This window comes from Aeromicrobium sp. SP1, assembly GCF_055663785.1.
The window spans coordinates 1283281-1302112 of sequence record NZ_JBQVVK010000001.1 but is presented as its reverse complement, the minus strand read 5'-3'; the positions used below and the strand labels follow the sequence as shown (position 1 = coordinate 1302112).

Below are 18832 nucleotides of genomic sequence, written 5' to 3'. Positions count from 1 at the left end.
GTCAGGCCCGTTCGGGCGGCGGAACCACCATCGCGAGCATCGACCGCTTGGCGATCTCGACGACATCGCTCATCGGCAGGTGCTCCATCGCGGGGAGGCCCGAGTTGAGCTCGCGGATGGAGCGCTGGAAGGTCACGAGGTTGAGGATGCCCAGGCCCTCCGTGTACATGATGTTCGCGATGAGCTCGGGGTCCTTGACCTCGAAGTCGCCCTTCTCGTTGCCGTCGCGGATCGCCGCGGTGATGTGCAGGAAGCAGCGGTTGATCGCCGCGCCGAGCTCGGTGAGCCGGTCGAGGCTGATCTGCTCGAGCAGCTCGGAGCCGCGGTGGCGCAGCAGCGACTGGGCGCAGTCGACGAAGGCCGGGTACTCGGCACCGTAGGCGAAGAACTCGTCGGCGATGACGTTGATCCGCTCGGTGGGCGTGAGCGCCGGGTCGTCGGCCTTCGCGAGCAGTTGCTCGAGCTCCTCGAGGTAGTCCACCAGCGTCATGGCGAAGAGTTCTTCCTTCGTCGTGAAGTGCCGGTAGATGATCGCCCGGTTGATGCCCACGGCGCGAGCGATGTCCTCGATCTGGGCATCGCGCATCCGACGTTCGTCGAACAGGGAGCGCGTCGCCTCGAGGATCTCGCGGGTCCGCTGAGCCCGGCGTTCGACGATGGCCATGGCACGACTCTATCGGTATCTGCTGCCGAAATCGCCTTCGCGATCGTGCGGGCCCTCGTGTCGTTGAATGCTGAACCTCAGCGATCCGAAACTGTCGGCGTGTGCCCGTAGGCTCGACGCATGAGGCCAGCCACTGAACTCACGCGTCAGGTCGCGCCGTTCGAGGTCGTCTCCGACTATCGGCCGGCGGGCGACCAGCCGGCCGCCATCGCGGAGATCTCGAAGCGGCTCATCGGCGGGGTCGACGACGTCGTCCTGATGGGCGCCACCGGCACGGGCAAGACCGCCACGACGGCCTGGCTGGCCGAGCAGCTGCAGCGGCCGATGCTCGTGATGCTGCCGAACAAGACGCTCGCGGCGCAGTTCGCCACGGAGTTGCGCGAGTTGCTGCCCAACAACGCCGTCGAGTACTTCGTCTCGTACTACGACTACTACCAACCCGAGGCGTACATCGCCCAGACCGACACCTACATCGAGAAGGACTCCTCGATCAACGAGGAGGTCGAGCGCCTGCGTCACTCGGCGACGTGGTCCCTGCTCACGCGGCGCGACGTCATCGTCGTGGCGACCGTCTCGTGCATCTACGGCCTCGGCTCGGCGCAGGAGTACCTGAACCGCATGATCGGCTTCCGCGTCGGCGAGGAGCTCGGTCGTGACCGGCTGCTGCGGACCCTCGTGCAGGCCCAGTACGTCCGCAACGACGTCAGCTCCACGCGGGGCACGTTCCGGGTCAAGGGCGACACCGTCGAGATCTTCCCCGTCTACCAGGAGATGGCCGTGCGGGTCGAGTTCTTCGGCGACGAGGTCGAGCGACTCATGACACTGCACCCGCTCACCGGCGAGGTGCTGAGCGACGACCAGGAGCTGTACGTCGGCGCCGCGACGCACTACGCCGCCGGCCCTGAGGTGATGGCTCGGGCGATCGAGGGCATCAAGGTCGAGCTCGAGGACCGTCTCGGCGTGCTCGAGCGCGAGAACAAGCTGCTCGAGGCGCAGCGACTGCGCATGCGCACGACGTACGACCTCGAGATGATGGAGCAGGTCGGCACGTGCGCCGGGATCGAGAACTACTCGCTGCACATGGACGGTCGCGCCGCGGGCTCCGCGCCGAACTGCCTGCTCGACTACTTCCCCGACGATTTCGTGCTGGTCGTCGACGAGTCGCACGTCACGATCCCGCAGATCGGTGCGATGTACGAGGGCGACATGAGTCGCAAGCGGTCCCTCGTCGAGCACGGCTTCCGGCTGCCCAGCGCGATGGACAACCGGCCGCTCAAGTGGCCCGAGTTCCTCCAGCGCATCGGCCAGACCGTGTACCTCTCGGCCACGCCGGGGGACTACGAGATGACCAAGGTCGAGGGCGACGTCGTCGAGCAGGTCATCCGGCCGACGGGCCTGATCGACCCCGAGGTGGTGGTCAAGCCGACGAAGGGCCAGATCGACGACCTCATCGGCGAGATCAACGACCGGGTCGAGCGCAGCGAGCGGGTGCTCGTCACGACGCTCACCAAGAAGATGTCCGAGGACCTCACCGACTACCTGCTCGAGGCGGGCATCCGCACCCGGTATCTGCACAGCGAGGTCGACACGCTGCGCCGCGTCGAGCTGCTGCGTGAGCTGCGCCTCGGCGAGTACGACGTCCTCGTCGGCATCAACCTGCTGCGCGAGGGCCTCGACCTGCCCGAGGTCAGCCTCGTCGCGATCCTCGACGCCGACAAGGAGGGCTTCCTGCGCTCCGGGCGCTCGCTGATCCAGACGATCGGCCGCGCGGCGCGCAACGTCTCGGGGCAGGTCATCATGTACGCCGACCGGATCACCGACTCGATGGCCCTGGCGATCGACGAGACCAACCGGCGTCGCGCCAAGCAGGTCGCCTACAACACCGCGAACGGGATCGACCCCCAGCCGCTGCGCAAGAAGATCGGCGACATCACCGACATGCTGGCGCGCGAGGACGAGGACACCCGTGCGCTGCTGGCCGCGACGGGGGACCACCGCCGCAAGGGCACCGCCGTGCCGCTCGGGCAGCACACGAAGGACCTCGCGTCCCTGCCGTCGAGCGAGCTGGCCGGACTCATCGACTCGCTGTCCGAGCAGATGCACCAGGCCGCGGCGGAGTTGCAGTTCGAGGTCGCCGCGCGCCTGCGCGACGAGATCGGCGAGCTCAAGCGCGAACTGCGCGGCATGATCGACGCCGCCACCTGATTGGCGTGACGAGGCCCCGGCTGACAGACTGACCGGCGGAGGGGAGTATTCCCATCATCTGCGTCTCGTCAGCACGGGGGTCAACGGCGACCACCCCGGTACGCAGGGCCGCGCAGCCGGCGGAAGAGACCTCCGAGTCTTGACGACCCGGAGTGAGAAAACCGAGGACTGCCTGTGAACGTCAGCACGCTCGAGTGGGGGATCACCTTCGCGGTGACCATCGCCATCCTGCTGTTCGACATCATCGCGATCGCCCGCCGCCCGCACGAGCCGACCACCAAGGAGTGCGCCATCGCGCTCTCGGTGTACGTCGGCCTCGCGCTCGCCTTCGGCGTCTGGATCTGGACCTATCACGGTCACGACTACGGCATCGAGTTCTATGCCGGCTGGCTGACCGAGTACAGCCTGTCAATCGACAACCTGTTCATCTTCATCATCATCATGAGCAGTTTCGCGGTACCCAAGAAGTACCAGCAGGAGGCGCTGCTCGTCGGCATCATCCTGGCGCTGGTGTTCCGCGGCATCTTCATCGCGCTCGGCGCGGTCGCGATCAACCAGTTCTCGTGGGTGTTCTACCTGTTCGGCGCCTTCCTGATCTACACCGCGATCAAGCTCGCGAAGGAGAACGGCGAGGAGGAGGAGGACGTCGAGAACGGCGTCGTCCGCTTCGCGCGCAAGCACTTCAACATGAGCGACCAGTGGCAGGGCCTCAAGCTGGTCGTCAAGGAGCCCGACGCGTCGGGTGTCATGAAGCGTGCGGTGACCCCGATGGCGCTCGTGATCATCGCCCTCGGCACGACCGACCTGTTGTTCGCCCTCGACTCCATTCCGGCGATCTTCGGCCTCACGAAGGAGCCGTACATCGTCTTCACCGCGAACGTCTTCGCGCTCATGGGCCTGCGCCAGCTGTACTTCCTGCTCGGTGACCTCCTGCAGCGCCTCGTGTTCCTGTCGTACGGGCTGGCGATCCTGCTGTTCTTCATCGGCGTCAAGCTCGTGTGCCACGCCCTGCACACCAACGAGCTGCCGTTCATCAACGACGGCCAGCCGGTCCACCACATCGGTCCGATTCCGATTCCGGAGATCCCCACGCTGCTCAGCCTCGCGGTCATCATCGTGATCCTCGGCGTCACCGCGATCGCGAGCCTCTGGTACAGCAAGAAGTACCCGGATCGCATCGGTGGGGGCCACTGACTCCTACGGGATGTCGTGCGGCGGCAGGTCGTCCGGCGAGGAGACCTCCAGCGGCTCGCCGCGGCGCCGGCTGAACAGGTACATCGGCACCGAAAGGATGAGACCGATCACCAGCAGGATGCCGGCGATCTCGTACTGCTCGGCGGGCCGGCCCGACAGCGGCGTCACGAGGTACACGCACGTCACGACGCCCAGCAGCGCCACCGGCGTCCAGGTGGAGAAGTGGTCGTGGTCGACCCGGTCGCGGCGCAGGATCAGCACCGCGCAGTTGACGACCGCGAACACCGCCAGGAGCAGCAGACTCGTCGTGCCGCCGAGGATCGCGACGGCATCCTCGCTCGCGTTCGACACGTAGACGATCAGCGCGAGGGCGAGGGCCGTCGTGAACCCGATCGCGACCCACGGGGTTTGCCGGGCGCTGATCCGGGCCAGCGAGTGCGGGATGACGCCCTGCTTCGCCATGCCGTAGAGCAGGCGGCTGGCCATGAGCATGTTGATGAGGGCCGAGTTCGCCACCGCGAACATCGAGATGAACGGCAACAGCTGGTCGATCGGCAGGTTCGGCGCGCCCTTCTCGACGACGAGGACCAGGGGAGTGTCGCTACCGGCCAGGTCGCCGACCGGCACGAGTGCGACGGCGCAGATCGACACGAGGATGTAGATCACGCCCGTGACGCCCAGGCCCGTGAGCATGATCTTCGGGAAGATCCGGTTCGGCTCGTGGCACTCCTCGGCCATGTTGACCGCGTCCTCGAAGCCCACCATCGCGAAGAACGCGAGTGAGGTGGCGGTCGTGACGGCGAGGAAGACGTTCTTGTCGTCGGGGGTGTCGAACGCGACCACGCTGCCCCAGTCGGCGTTGCCGCCGGCGATCGCCCAGAGGCCGACCATGATGACCAGCAGCAGACCGGACAGCTCGATCAGCGTGAGCACGACGTTCGTCTTCACGCCCTCGCTGACACCACGCAGGTTGATCGCCGCCACGAGCAGCATGAAGCCCAGCGCCATCAGCATGATCTCGGCGTTCGAGGCCTCCCAGTCGATGCCGACCGCGAGGTTCGCCGCGAAGGCGCGCGAGGCCGTCGAGGCCGAGGTGATGCCCGAGCACATGACGGTGAACGCGACGATGAACGTGAGGAAGTGGATCCCGAAGGCCTTGTGGACGTACAGGGCCGCGCCGGCGGCCTGCGGGTACTTCGTGACGAGCTCGAGATAGGACAGCGCGGTCAGCAGCGCCACCCCGAAGGCCACCAGGAACGGCAGCCATGCCGCTCCGCCGACCTCGGCGGCGACCTGTCCCGTGAGGGCGTAGACGCCCGTGCCCAGGATGTCTCCGACGATGAACAGCAGGAGGAGCTTGGGTCCGAGAACCCGCCTCAGCTCGGTGGGTTCGGTCTCTGCGACGGCCATGTCACACTCCCTCTGAAATGTGTTTTTCCCTCCACTCTCGCGCTGCCGGTGTCGTCCGGCAACCTGAGCCGGGTACCGTACTCCGGTGAGTTGGTTGCGCTCGGTGAAGTCCCGGGTCGTCGGAGCTGTCGCCCGTCGACACGTCATGAAGCACGGGATCGACCTGGCCACGTTCTCGATGATCCCGGAGCCGACGAAGGCGCCATTGCAGCGAATCGGCCTCGATCCCGTGCCCCGGATGGCCGAGATCCGGCAGGAGGGACCGCTGCACCGACTCGATCTGCCGTTCAACTTCACGGCCTATCTGGTGACGGGTTACGACGAGGCCCGCCAGGTCCTCACGGCACGCGACACGTACTCGACCGACATCCGGCACCTGTTCTCCGGAGACGGTCCCGCGACGTCCGACGACATCGGCGGACTCGGCTTCACCGACCCGCCCGTGCACACCCGGCTGCGCAAGATCATCACGCCCGAGTTCACGATGCGTCGACTCGCCCGACTCGAGCCGCTCATCGAGAAGATCGCGGACGAGCGGCTCGAGGCGCTCGCCGCCGCCGGACCGGGCGCCGATCTGGCCGAGCTCGTCGCCTTCCCCGTCCCCTTCAACACGATCTGCGCGCTCCTGGGCCTCGACTTCGACGACACCGTCGCGTTCTCCAAGCTCGGCAGCGACCGCTTCGACGCGACCAACGGCGGAGCCGCGGCCTTCGGCGCGGTGTCCGCGCAACGGGAGTTCCTGTTCGACGCCGTCGCGCGCCAGCGCAAGGAGCCCGGTCCGGGCCTGATCGGTCAGATCATCCGCGACGAGGGCGACACGATCACCGACTACGACCTCGCCGGACTCGCGGACGGCGTCTTCACGGGCGGCTACGAGACGACCGCGGGCATGATCGCGCTCAGCACGATCATGCTGACCCGTGACCCCGCGTACGCCGAGCTCGTCCGTTCGGGCGACCGCGCGACCGTCGACCGGGTGATCGAGGAGCTGCTGCGGTACTTCTCGGTCGTGCAGGTCGCCTTCCCGCGTTTCGCCAAGCAGGACATGGACCTGTTCGGCACGCAGGTCAAGGCCGGTGACGTCCTGCTCGTCTCGCTCAGCGCGGCCAACCGCGATCCGCAGAACGCGGGGGATCCGGCCGACGGGTTCGACCCCCACCGGGTGCCGGCGAGCGGTCATCTCGCGTTCGGCCACGGCATCCACCGCTGCATCGGCGCGGAGCTGGCCCGCATGGAGCTGCGCATCGTCCTGCCGAAGCTCCTGAGGCGCTTCCCGGACCTGCGCCTGGCCGTGCCCGAGTCCGAGCTGGAGTTCCGTCAGCTCAGCTTCGTGTTCGGCATCGCCTCCCTGCCCGTCACGTTCTGACGTCCGCCCGGGCGCTCACGGGCAGGTGACGGCGGGCAGCCAGTCCGGTTCGTAGCAGTCGACGGTCGACCACTCCTTGGATCCGTACTCGTCCTCGGTGCTGTCCTCGTACAGGACGACGCGGCCGTCCTCGCCGAGACTGAAGTGGTAGTGGATCGGATCGCCCTCGACCGTGGGAAAGGTGACGGAGAGTCGCGCCACGCGCCCGGCGTCGAGGGCCTCCTGCATGCACGCGACCTCGTCCGGGGCGACCTCGGTGAGCTTCTCGCCCGGGCCGAGGGTGACGTCGCCGCACGAGGGCTCCTTCTCGTGGCCCTGCCACTCCTGCTCGACGGGATCGCTGCATCCCGCGACGGATCCGAGGACGAGGACGCACCACAGTGCGCCGAGCGACCGGGACACGCTCACCAGCCGCGGGCGCGCCAGTCGGGCAGGCTTGCGCGCTCGGCGCCGAGGGTCGAGTCGTCGCCGTGCCCGGGATAGAACCACGTGTCGTCGTCAAATCGGCCGAAGATCCTGGACTCCACGTCGTCGACCAGACGGATGAAGTCGTCCGGCGACCACGTGCGACCGACGCCCCCGGGGAAGAGGGAGTCGCCGGTGAACAGGTGGACCACGCCGTCGGGGTCGTCGTAGGCGAGCACGATCGAGCCGGGGGTGTGACCGACGATCTCGATGACCTCCAGCTCGCACGACCCGACGCGCACGCGAGCCCCGGTGCGGACGCGGACATCGACCGCGACCGGCAGTTCGTCGGCATCGTCCTCGCCGGCGACTGTCTCGGCCCCCGTGGCCGTGACGACGGCCTCGAGCGCCTGCCAGTGGTCGCCGTGCCGGTGCGTCGTGACGACCCGGGCGAGTCCGCCGTCGCCGATCGCCTCGAGCAGTCGCGGCGCCTCGTCGGCGGCGTCGATCAGGACCTGCTCGCCGGTCAGGGCGCAGCGCAGCAGGTAGGCGTTGTTGGCCATCGGGCCGACGGCGATCTTGGTGATGACGAGATCGCCGGCCTCGCGGGTGTCGGTGGGTCCTCCCACGGTCACCTGTCCGGTGTAGGTCATGGTGCCGACCCTACTCGTCGAGAGGTTTCTGTCAGGACTCGTCAGTAGGCTTGACGGGTGGCCGATCGTCTCGTTGTCCGGGGTGCGCGTGAGCACAACCTGAAGGATGTCTCCCTCGATCTTCCCCGTGATTCCCTCATCGTCTTCACGGGACTGTCGGGCTCGGGGAAGTCGTCGCTCGCCTTCGACACGATCTTCGCCGAGGGCCAGCGCCGGTACGTCGAATCGCTGTCGGCGTACGCCCGCCAGTTCCTCGGCCAGATGGACAAGCCCGACGTCGACTTCATCGAGGGACTGTCGCCCGCGGTCTCGATCGACCAGAAGTCGACCTCGCGCAACCCGCGCTCGACGGTCGGCACGATCACCGAGGTCTACGACTACCTGCGCCTGCTCTACGCCCGCGCCGGACGGCCGCACTGCCCCGTGTGCGGTGAGCCGATCTCGCGCCAGACGCCGCAGCAGATCGTCGACCGCATCCTCACCGGCGAGGAGGGCACCCGCTTCCAGGTCCTCGCACCCGTGATCCGCGGCCGCAAGGGCGAGTACCTCGAGCTGTTCCGCCAACTGCAGCAGTCCGGCTTCAGCCGCGCGATCGTCAACGGCGAGGTGCATCTGCTCGCCGACGAGCCGCCGAAGCTCGCGAAGCAGAAGAAGCACACGATCGACGTCGTGGTCGACCGACTCACGGTCAAGGCCTCCGCCAAGCAGCGCCTCACCGAGTCCGTCGAGACCGCGCTCAGCCTGGCCGACGGGCTCGTCATCATCGACTACGTCGACCTGCCCGACGACGACCCGGGCCGGTACCGCCGGTTCTCCGAGAAGCTCGCCTGCCCGAACGACCACCCGCTCCAGGTCGACGAGCTGGAGCCGCGGTCGTTCTCGTTCAACGCGCCGTTCGGCGCGTGCCCGGACTGCCACGGCCTCGGCTCGCGGATGGAGGTCGACCCCGAGCTGCTCGTGCCCGACCCGGACAAGACGCTCGCCGAGGGCGCGGTCATGGCGTGGTCGTACACGCAGGTCTCGGACTACTTCCTGCGCCTCATGCGCTCGCTCGGTGACGAGCTCGGGTTCGACGTCGACACCCCGTACCGCGACCTCTCGGTCGAGGTGCAGGACGCGCTCATGAACGGGCACCCGACGAAGGTCCACGTCCAGTACAAGAACCGCTACGGCCGCGAGCGCTCGTACTGGGCCGAGTTCGAGGGCGCGCGGTCGTTCGTCGAGCGCCGGCACTCCGAGACCGAGTCCGACACGAGCCGCGAACGGCTCGAGGGCTTCATGCGCGAGGTGCCGTGCCCGACCTGCAAGGGAACCCGCCTCAAGCCGGTCATCCTGGCCGTGACGATCGAGTCCGAGCGATTCGGGCCGATGAACATCGCCGAGGTGTGCCACCTGTCGATCGCCGAGGCGGCCGAGTTCCTCAAGGACCTCGTGATGACCGACCGCGAGCGCCAGATCGGCCAGCGCGTCCTCAAGGAGATCCACGAGCGGCTGCGGTTCCTGCTCGACGTGGGCCTGGACTACCTCGCCCTCGACCGTGCGGCCGGCTCCCTGTCCGGCGGCGAGGCACAGCGCATCCGGCTCGCGACCCAGATCGGCGCGGGCCTCGTCGGTGTGCTCTACGTGCTGGACGAGCCGTCGATCGGCCTGCACCAGCGCGACAACCACCGGCTCATCGAGACGCTCGTGCGACTCAAGAACCTCGGCAACACCCTCATCGTCGTCGAGCACGACGAGGACACGATCCGCACCTCGGACTGGGTCGTCGATATCGGTCCGGGCGCCGGCGAGCACGGGGGACAGGTGATCGTCTCGGGCACCGTCGACGACCTGCTGTCCAACCCCGACTCGCTGACCGGCGCCTACCTGTCCGGCCGGGTCCAGATCCCCGTGCCCGAGGTGCGCCGCCCGCGCGTGAAGGGCCGCGAGCTGACGGTCCGCGGCGCGCGCGAGAACAACCTGCGCGACGTGGACGTGACGTTCCCGCTCGGTCAGCTGGTCTCGGTGACGGGTGTCTCCGGGTCCGGCAAGTCGACCCTCGTCAACGACATCCTCTACACGTCGCTCGCCCGCCAGATCTACAAGGCGCGCACGATCCCCGGCCGGCATCGCACGATCGAGGGGGCCGACAACGTCGACAAGGTCATCCACGTCGACCAGTCGCCGATCGGCCGCACGCCGCGGTCCAACCCGGCCACGTACACGGGTGTCTTCGACCACGTGCGCAAGCTCTTCGCCCAGACGCCCGAGGCCAAGATGCGCGGCTACCAGCCGGGCCGGTTCTCGTTCAACGTCAAGGGCGGTCGCTGCGAGGCCTGCCGTGGCGACGGCACGATCAAGATCGAGATGAACTTCCTGCCCGACGTGTACGTGCCGTGCGAGGTGTGCCACGGCGCCCGGTACAACCGCGAGACGCTCGAGGTGCACTACAAGGGCCGGACCGTCGCCGAGGTCCTCGACATGCCGATCGAGGAGGCCGTCGACTTCTTCGAGGCCATCCCGGCGATCGCCCGCCACCTGCGCACCCTCGTCGACGTCGGCCTCGGCTACGTGCGGCTCGGCCAGCCCGCGCCCACGCTGTCCGGCGGCGAGGCCCAGCGCGTCAAGCTGGCCTCCGAGCTGCAGAAGCGCTCCACGGGGCGCACCGTCTACGTCCTGGACGAGCCGACGACGGGTCTGCACTTCGAGGACATCCGCAAGCTGCTGGGCGTCCTGCAGCGACTCGTCGACAGCGGGAACTCGGTCATCGTGATCGAGCACAACCTCGACGTCATCAAGGCCTCCGACTGGATCATCGACATGGGTCCCGAGGGCGGCAGTGGCGGTGGCATGGTGGTGGCCGAGGGCACCCCCGAGGACGTCGCCGCGAACGGCTCCTCCCACACCGGGCGGTTCCTCAAGCCGCTGTTGTCGTGACGGGAGGTTCGTGGCGTGGCTGATCCGTCGACGTACCGACCCAAACCGGGGGAGATCCCCACCGCCCCGGGGGTCTACCGGTTCCGCGACGCGGAGGGCCGCGTGATCTACGTCGGCAAGGCCAAGTCGCTGCGGCCGCGCCTGAGCTCGTACTTCCAGGACCTGGGCAATCTGCACCCGCGCACGTTCCAGATGGTCACGACGGCGGCCTCCGTGTCATGGACCGTCGTGAACACCGAGGTCGAGGCGCTGGCGCTCGAGTACTCGTGGATCAAGGAGTTCGACCCGCGGTTCAACGTCAAGTACCGCGACGACAAGTCCTATCCGTGGCTCGCGGTCACGGTGTCCGAGGAGATCCCGCGCGTCCTGGTGATGCGGGGCGCGCAGAAGAAGGGCGTCCGGTACTTCGGTCCCTACGGTCATGCCTGGGCGATCCGCGACACCGTCGACACGCTGCTGCGCGTGTTCCCGATGCGGTCGTGCTCGGCGGGCGTCTTCAAGCGGGCGAAGGCCTCAGGACGCCCGTGCCTGCTCGGCGACATCGGCAAGTGCGCGGCGCCGTGCGTGGGCCGGGTCAGCCCGCAGGAGCACCGCGAGATCGTCGACGACTTCCTGGCGTTCATGGGTGGTCAGACCGCCGGGTTCGAGAACGCCATCGAGCTGCGGATGCGCGAGGCCGCCGCGAGCCAGGAGTACGAGCTGGCCGCCAAGTACCGCGACGACCTCGCGGCGATGCGTCGCGTGCTGGAGAAGCAGGCGGTGGTGCTCGGCGACGGCACCGACGCGGACGTGCTCGGCTTCGTCGACGATCCACTCGAGGTCGCCGTCCAGATCTTCAACGTCCGCGGCGGGCGGATCCGGGGCCAGCGCGGCTGGGTCGCGGACAAGGAGGACGACGCGGAGTTCCCCGAGCTCGTGCAGAACGCCGTCATGACCCTGTACTCCGACGTCGCGCCGGGCGCGATCCCGCGCGAGGTGCTCGTGCCCGAGCTGCCCGCCGACCACGAGGCGGTCCAGGAGCTGCTGGCCGAGCGACGCGGTGGCCGGGTCACGCTCCGGGTGCCGCGGCGCGGTGACAAGCGGAGCCTGCTCGAGACGGTCGAGCAGAACGCGAAGCAGTCGATGATGCGGCACAAGCTCAAGCGCTCGGGCGACCTCACGGCCCGCAGCCGGGCCCTCGAGGAGCTCCAGGCGGCACTCGACCTGGCCGAGCCGCCGCTGCGCATCGAGTGCTACGACGTCTCGAACCTGCAGGGCACCGAGATCGTGGCGTCCATGGTCGTCTTCGAGGACGGCCTGCCGCGCAAGTCCGAGTACCGCCGCTTCACGGTGCGCCACGAGGGCCAGAGCGACGTCGCGGCGATGGACGAGGTCATCACGCGCCGTTTCCAGCACCACCTGCGCGCGCTCGAACGGCAGCAGGACGCCGATCCGGCCGACGGCGGGGGAGCGATCGACCCCGAGACGGGCCGACCCCGCCGGTTCGCGTACGCCCCGTCCCTCGTCGTGGTCGACGGCGGCCCGCCCCAGGTCGCGGCGGCGAAGGCCGCGATGGACCGGCTCGGCATCACGGGCGTGGCGCTGTGCGGTCTGGCGAAGCGGCTCGAGGAGGTGTGGCTGCCCGACGAGGAGGATCCGGTCATCCTGCCGCGCACGAGCGAGGGCCTCTACCTGCTCCAGCGCGTGCGCGACGAGGCCCACCGGTTCGCGATCACGCACCATCGTCAGCGCCGCAGCAAGTCCATGATCGAGAGCCTGCTCGACCCGGTGCCCGGCCTCGGTGAGACCCGGCGCCGCGCCCTCCTGCGGCACTTCGGGTCGGTCAAGAAACTACGGGCCGCGACGGCCGAGGAGATCAGGACCGTCCCCGGGATCGGCCCGGCTACGGCAGAATCCATCGTGGCGGCCCTGCAGACCCCGCAGAACCCGGCGGAGCACGAGGGCCAGCCGACTGCCCCGGCCGTGAACACGGCCACCGGAGAGATCCTGGAGGACTGAGCGCGCGATGACGAAGCTCACGGAGTTCGTCCTGGTGACGGGCATGACCGGCGCCGGTCGCAGCACGGCCGCCAAGGCCCTCGAGAAGCTCGGCTACTACGTCGTCGACAACCTGCCGCCGGGCATGCTCGACGACCTCGTCGCCTCCGTCGACGCGGCCGAGGACATCGATCGGCTCGCGGTCGTCGTCGACTCGCGCTCGCGCACGTTCTTCTTCGGGCTGGTCGACGCGATCGAGTCGGTCCACGACCTGGGTGTGAAGGTCCGCACGATGTACCTCGAGGCGGCCGACGAGGTGCTCGTCCGCCGTCAGGAGGCCGCCCGCCGGCCACACCCGCTGAGCCGACAGGGCCGGCTCATGGACGGCTTCGTCCGCGAGCGCGAGCTGCTGCGGACGATCCGCGGTCGCGCCGACATCGTCATCGACACGAGCCGGCTCAACGTGCACCAGCTCGCGGCCCGCGTCCGGGAGGCGTTCGAGGACGAGGCCGAGCACGGCCTGCACGTCACGGTCGTGTCGTTCGGGTTCAAGTACGGCATCCCGATCGACGCCGACATGGTCGCCGACATGCGATTCCTGCCCAACCCGTTCTGGATCGACGAGCTGCGCCCGCTCAGCGGACTCGACGAGCCCGTGCGCGACTACGTCCGACGGCAGCCGCGGTCGCAGGAGTTCCTCGACCGCTACGTCGAGTTGCTGTCCTTGCTGACGAACGGCTTCCTCGACGAGGACAAGCTGTTCCTCACCGTCGGCATCGGCTGCACGGGCGGGCGTCACCGCAGCGTCGCGATGTCGGAGGCGCTGAGCAGTCGGCTGCGCGACGCCGGGGTACGGACGCTCACCGTCCACCGCGACCTGGGGCGCGAATGACCTCGCCCACGAGCGGCCCGGCCGCCGTGGGCCCTGCCGTCGTGGCGCTCGGTGGAGGCCACGGGCTCGCCGCCACACTCACGGCGCTGCGACGGGTGACGGACCGGCTCACCGGGATCGTCACGGTCGCCGACAACGGCGGGTCCTCCGGGCGCCTGCGCGAGGAGTTCGGCATCCTGCCGCCCGGCGACCTGCGGATGGCGCTCGCGGCGCTGTGCGGCGACGACGACTGGGGCCGGGCCTGGGCCGAGATCCTGCAGCACCGCTTCGCCGGAGGTGGGCCGCTCGCCGGCCACGCCGTCGGCAATCTCCTGCTGGCCGCGCTGTGGGACATGGAGGGCGACCAGGTGGCGGGCCTCGACATGGTCGCCGAGCTGCTCAGGTCGCACGGCCGGGTCCTGCCGATGGCGAACGTGCCGCTCGACATCGAGGCGGACGTCGCCTTCCCCGACGGCCGGACCGAGATCGTCCGGGGTCAGGCCGAGGTCGCGACGACCCCGGGTCGGATCCTGGGGGTGCGCCTCGATCCCGCCGACCCGCCCGCGTGCGCTCAGGCCGTCGCGGCGCTCGAGACCGCCGACTGGGTCACGATCGGTCCCGGGTCGTGGTTCACGAGCGTCATGCCGACGCTGCTCGTCCCGGAGTTGCGCCAGGCGCTGCTGCGCACCTCCGCGAGGCGCGCCCTCGTGCTCAATCTCGTCGGCCAGCCGGGCGAGACCGAGCACCTCACGCCGGACGAGCACCTCGAGGTGCTCGCCGAGCACGCCCCCGCCCTGCACCTCGACGTCGTGGTCGCGGACTCGCGCAGCACGGGCGACGTCGCGGCGCTCGTCAAGGCCGCCGGTGCGCTCGGCGCCGAGCTCGTCACGGCCGACGTCCGGTCGGCCTCCGACGTCGACCAGCATGATCCGTCGGCACTGGCGGAGGTCTTCTCCCGAACGTTCGGTACGGCGTCACCGGCCCGGGCATAGAGTGGCCCGAGCGGCGACACGTGTGGCCGCCGCGACGGAACAGGAGGCTGGTGGGTCGATGGCGATGACGGCACAGGTCAAGGCGGAGCTCGCCCGGATCCCGGTGACGAAGGCGTGCTGCCGCAAGGCCGAGGTCTCGACCACCCTGCGCTTCTCCGGTGGCCTGCACATCGTGTCGGGTCGCATCGTGATCGAGGCCGAGCTCGACACCGCGGCCGCCGCCCGGCGACTGCGCCAGGAGATCGCCGATGTGTACGGCCACGAGAGCGAGCTGATCGTCCAGCAGGGCGCCGGTGTCCGCAAGACGACGATGTACGTCGTGCGGATCTCCAAGGGCGGCGAACTGCTGGCCCGCCAGACGGGACTCGTCGACGGCGGCGGTCGCCCCGTCCGTGGCCTGCCGCCCCAGGTCGTGTCCGGCCCGTCCTGCGACGCCGTGGCGGCATGGCGTGGTGCCTTCCTGGCCCGTGGGTCGCTCACCGAGCCGGGCCGGTCGTCCGCGCTCGAGATCGGCTGCCCCGGCCCCGAGGCCGCACTGGCCCTCGTCGGTGCGGCACGCCGCATCGGCGTCTCGGCGAAGGCGCGCGAGGTGCGCGGCGGCGATCGCGTCGTGATCCGCGACGGCGAGGCGATCGGCGCGCTGCTGACGCGGCTCGGCGCCCACGAGACCCTGCTGGCGTGGGAGGAGCGGCGGATGCGTCGCGAGGTCCGCGCCACCGCCAACCGGCTAGCCAACTTCGACGACGCCAACCAGCGTCGGTCCGCCCGCGCCGCGGTCGCGGCCGGCGCCCGCGCCCAGCGCGCCCTGGACATCCTCGGCGACGGCGTCCCCGATCACCTCAAGCTGGCCGGCACGCTGCGCGTCGAGCACCGCGAGGCCAGCCTGGAGGAGCTCGGCCAGCTGCACGAGCCGCCGCTGACGAAGGATGCGATCGCCGGTCGGATCCGCCGCCTGCTGGCGATGGCGGACAAGCGAGCGCACGAGCTCGGCCTGCCCGACACCGAGGCCGGACTCAACGCCGCCGAGCTCGCCGACGGCTGAGCGTCCCGTACGCCGGAGGCACCGGTGCGCGGTGGCCTTCGACGTGGGTAGGGTGAAGACGTAAGCACGTCTCTCCCCACCACGCACAGGAGCTCCCCGTGACCGTTCGCGTAGGCATCAACGGATTCGGCCGCATCGGCCGCAACTTCTTCCGCGCGGCGCGTGCCGCCGGTGCTGACCTCGAGATCGTGGCCGTCAACGACCTGACGGACAACAACACGCTCGCGACGCTGCTCAAGTACGACTCGATCCTCGGCCGTCTCGACGCCGACGTGAGCCACGACGACGCCAACATCCACGTGGGCGACCAGACGATCGCCGCATGGGCCGAGCGCGACCCGGCCAACCTCGACTGGGGCTCGGTCGGCGCCGACATCGTGATCGAGTCGACCGGCTTCTTCACGGATGCCACGAAGGCCAAGGCGCACCTCGACGGCGGCGCGAAGAAGGTGCTCATCTCGGCCCCGGCCAAGAACGAGGACATCACGATCGTCATGGGCGTCAACGACGACCTGTACGACCCGGCCGCGCACACCGTCATCTCGAACGCCTCGTGCACGACGAACTGCCTCGCCCCGATGGCCAAGGCGCTCAACGACGCGATCGGCATCGAGCGTGGCCTGATGACGACGATCCACGCCTACACGCAGGACCAGAACCTGCAGGACGCGCCGCACAAGGACCTGCGTCGCGCCCGGGCGGCCGCGCTCAACATCGTCCCCACGTCGACCGGTGCGGCCAAGGCCGTGGCGCTCGTCCTGCCCGAGCTCAAGGGCAAGCTCGACGGCTACGCGCTGCGCGTCCCGACGCCGACCGGCTCGGCCACCGACCTGACGTTCACGGCCGGTCGTGAGACCTCGGTCGAGGAGATCAACGAGATCGTCAAGGCCGCCGCGGAGGGCTCGAAGTACATCAAGTACAACGAGGACCCGATCGTGTCGACCGACATCGTCACCGATCCCCACTCGGTCATCTTCGACGCGCCGCTGACCAAGGTCACCGGCGATCTCGTCAAGGTCGTCGGCTGGTACGACAACGAGTGGGGCTACTCGAACCGCCTCGTCGACCTCACGTCGCTCGTCGGATCCAAGCTCTGAGGTCGACGATCGTGAAGACGATCGACGACCTGCTCGAGGAGTTCGGCGGAAACTTCAAGGGTCAGCGGATCCTGGTCCGTAGCGACCTGAACGTCCCGCTCGATGGCAAGAAGATCACCGACGACGGGCGGGTGCGCGCCAGCGTGCCGACGATCCGCAAGCTCCTCGACAACGGTGCGCAGGTGCTCGTGGCCGCCCATCTCGGACGTCCCAAGGGCGAGCCGGATCCCCAGTACTCCTTGGCTCCCGTGGCCTCGAGGCTGAGCGAGCTGCTGGGCCAGCCCGTGCGGTTCGCCGCCGACACCGTCGGGGTCGACGCCCAGCGCACGGCCGTCGAGCTCAAGGCCGGCGAGGTGGCACTGCTGGAGAACGTCCGGTTCAATCCTGGCGAGACCAGCAAGGACGACGCCGAGCGGGGTGCGTTCGCCGACGAGCTGGCCAGGCTCGCCGATGCGTTCGTCTCCGACGGCTTCGGCGTCGTGCACCGCAAGCAGGCCAGCGTGTACGACATCGCGAAGCGGCTGCCCTCGGCGGTCGGCGGTCTCGTCCAGGCCGAGGTCGAGGTCCTCAAGCGGCTCACCGAGGAACCCGAGCGCCCGTACGCGGTCGTGCTCGGCGGCTCGAAGGTCTCCGACAAGCTCGGCGTGATCGACCACCTCATGACGAAGGCGGACACGCTGCTGATCGGCGGGGGCATGGTCTTCACGTTCCTCGCCGCCCAGGGTCACGGCGTCGGCAAGTCGCTGCTCGAGGAGGACCAGATCGACGTCGCGAAGGGCTACCTCGACCGCGCCGCCGACCTCGGCGTCACGATCGTGCTGCCCACGGACGTCGTCGTCGCGCCGGAGTTCAAGGCCGACTCGCCCGCGAGCGTCGTCGGCATCGACGCGATCCCCGACGACCAGCTGGGACTGGACATCGGTCCCGTCTCGGGCGCTGCGTTCGCCGACGTCATCCGCGGCGCGCGCACGGTCTTCTGGAACGGACCCATGGGCGTGTTCGAGATGGCACCGTTCGCGGCCGGCACCAAGGCGGTCGCCGAGGCGCTCACGGAGCTGAACGGCCTGTCGGTCGTCGGCGGTGGCGACTCGGCCGCGGCCGTGCGTCAGCTTGGCTTCAGCGACGACCAGTTCGGTCACATCTCGACCGGCGGTGGCGCGAGCCTGGAGTACCTGGAGGGCAAGACCCTGCCGGGCCTGGCCGTGCTGGAGGAGTCCGACGAGTCCGAGGAGGGGCGATGACGCGCACGCCGTTGATGGCCGGGAACTGGAAGTCCCACCTCAACCACCAGGAGGCGGTGGTCCTCGTCCAGAAGCTGGCGTGGACGCTGTCGGACAAGAAGCACGACTACGCCAAGAGCGAGGTCGTCGTGATCCCGCCGTTCACCGACCTGCGCAGCGTCCAGACGCTCGTCGACGGTGACAAGCTGTCGATCGGCTACGGCGCCCAGGACGTGTCGGCGCACGACGGTGGCGCGTACACGGGCGAGGTGTCGGCCGCGATGCTGGCCAAGCTCGGCTGCTCGTACGTCGTCGTCGGCCACTCCGAGCGACGCGACTACCACGGTGAGTCGGACGCGCTGGTCAACGCCAAGGCGACCGCGTCGATCGCCGCCGGGATGACCCCGATCGTGTGCGTCGGCGAGGGCCTCGAGGTCCGCCAGGCCGGCGAGCACGTGGCCTACACGCTCGCGCAGCTCGACGGCTCGCTGGCCGGATTCTCGGCCGAGCAGGTCGCCGCCCTCGTCATCGCGTACGAGCCGGTCTGGGCGATCGGCACGGGCGAGGTGGCCACTCCCGAGGACGCGCAGGAGGTGTGCGCGGCCATCCGTGGACGCCTTGCGGAGACCTGGGGTGTGGAGGCTGCGGACCAGACACGTATCCTGTACGGCGGATCGGTCAAAGCAGCGAACGTGGCCGCCATCATGGCCAAGCAGGACGTCGACGGAGCACTTGTCGGCGGGGCCAGCCTGGTGGCGGAGGAGTTCGCGGGGATCGCCCGGTTCTACGACATGCCGGACCTCGCGGGGTCCTGACCCAG

15 protein-coding genes are annotated in these 18832 nt (G+C 69.2%); 11 read left to right on the top strand and 4 right to left on the bottom strand.

The genetic code is table 11. The annotated features are described in order from the left end of the window. Position 1 precedes the first annotated feature (1 nt). Entirely contained in the window at positions 2-664 is a 663-nt protein-coding gene (locus ACT26F_RS06415) for a TetR/AcrR family transcriptional regulator (RefSeq protein WP_471669675.1), read from the bottom strand. A gap of 120 nt (positions 665-784) precedes the next feature. On the opposite strand from ACT26F_RS06415, the gene uvrB reads away from it, so the two are divergent. Then, positions 785-2869 (top strand): excinuclease ABC subunit UvrB, encoded by a 2085-nt coding sequence (uvrB, locus tag ACT26F_RS06410; RefSeq protein WP_471669674.1) that lies wholly within the window; start codon positions 785-787, stop codon positions 2867-2869. 174 nt (positions 2870-3043) lie between these two features. Beyond that, positions 3044-4063: a TerC family protein gene (locus ACT26F_RS06405; RefSeq protein ID WP_471669673.1), complete on the top strand. Its 1020-nt coding sequence runs from the start codon at positions 3044-3046 to the stop codon at positions 4061-4063. A 3-nt stretch (positions 4064-4066) separates the two neighbouring features. Here ACT26F_RS06405 and ACT26F_RS06400 read toward each other — a convergent pair whose 3' ends face one another. After that, entirely contained in the window at positions 4067-5473 is a 1407-nt protein-coding gene (locus tag ACT26F_RS06400) for an APC family permease (protein WP_471669671.1), read from the bottom strand. An 85-nt stretch (positions 5474-5558) separates the two neighbouring features. On the opposite strand from ACT26F_RS06400, the gene ACT26F_RS06395 reads away from it, so the two are divergent. Further along, on the top strand, positions 5559-6839 hold the full coding sequence (locus ACT26F_RS06395; RefSeq protein WP_471669670.1) for a cytochrome P450: 1281 nt from the start codon (positions 5559-5561) through the stop codon (positions 6837-6839). Between the two features lie 15 nt (positions 6840-6854). Here the strand turns inward: ACT26F_RS06395 and ACT26F_RS06390 are convergent, their stop codons facing one another. Continuing rightward, positions 6855-7241 (bottom strand): hypothetical protein, encoded by a 387-nt coding sequence (locus tag ACT26F_RS06390; protein ID WP_471669668.1) that lies wholly within the window; start codon positions 7239-7241, stop codon positions 6855-6857. A gap of 2 nt (positions 7242-7243) precedes the next feature. Beyond that, positions 7244-7897 (bottom strand): MBL fold metallo-hydrolase, encoded by a 654-nt coding sequence (locus ACT26F_RS06385; protein WP_471669667.1) that lies wholly within the window; start codon positions 7895-7897, stop codon positions 7244-7246. Positions 7898-7954: 57 nt separating this feature from the next. Between ACT26F_RS06385 and uvrA the strand changes: the two genes are divergently transcribed. From uvrA to tpiA, 8 genes are all read left to right on the top strand, one after another. Further along, positions 7955-10813, top strand: coding sequence for an excinuclease ABC subunit UvrA (gene uvrA / locus ACT26F_RS06380; protein WP_471669666.1), 2859 nt, complete (start codon positions 7955-7957; stop codon positions 10811-10813). 15 nt (positions 10814-10828) lie between these two features. Continuing rightward, complete coding sequence (gene uvrC, locus ACT26F_RS06375) at positions 10829-12811, top strand: excinuclease ABC subunit UvrC (protein ID WP_471669665.1); 1983 nt, start codon at positions 10829-10831, stop codon at positions 12809-12811. A 7-nt stretch (positions 12812-12818) separates the two neighbouring features. Next, positions 12819-13682 carry an RNase adapter RapZ gene (rapZ, locus tag ACT26F_RS06370; protein WP_471669664.1) on the top strand — a complete coding sequence of 288 codons (864 nt, stop codon included), beginning with the start codon at positions 12819-12821 and terminating at the stop codon, positions 13680-13682. Beyond that, positions 13679-14653: a gluconeogenesis factor YvcK family protein gene (locus tag ACT26F_RS06365; RefSeq protein ID WP_471669663.1), complete on the top strand. Its 975-nt coding sequence runs from the start codon at positions 13679-13681 to the stop codon at positions 14651-14653. The genes rapZ and ACT26F_RS06365 overlap by 4 nt, the downstream gene beginning before the upstream one ends. A 58-nt stretch (positions 14654-14711) precedes the next feature. Continuing rightward, a complete protein-coding gene (gene whiA, locus ACT26F_RS06360; RefSeq protein ID WP_471669662.1) occupies positions 14712-15695 on the top strand; it encodes a DNA-binding protein WhiA in 984 nt (327 codons plus the stop codon). Between the two features lie 98 nt (positions 15696-15793). Then, positions 15794-16792 (top strand): type I glyceraldehyde-3-phosphate dehydrogenase, encoded by a 999-nt coding sequence (gene gap, locus ACT26F_RS06355; protein WP_471669661.1) that lies wholly within the window; start codon positions 15794-15796, stop codon positions 16790-16792. Positions 16793-16803: 11 nt separating this feature from the next. Continuing rightward, a complete protein-coding gene (locus ACT26F_RS06350; RefSeq protein ID WP_471669660.1) occupies positions 16804-18033 on the top strand; it encodes a phosphoglycerate kinase in 1230 nt (409 codons plus the stop codon). Beyond that, entirely contained in the window at positions 18030-18827 is a 798-nt protein-coding gene (gene tpiA, locus ACT26F_RS06345) for a triose-phosphate isomerase (protein ID WP_471669659.1), read from the top strand. The genes ACT26F_RS06350 and tpiA overlap by 4 nt, the downstream gene beginning before the upstream one ends. The last annotated feature ends 5 nt before the right edge of the window (positions 18828-18832 follow it).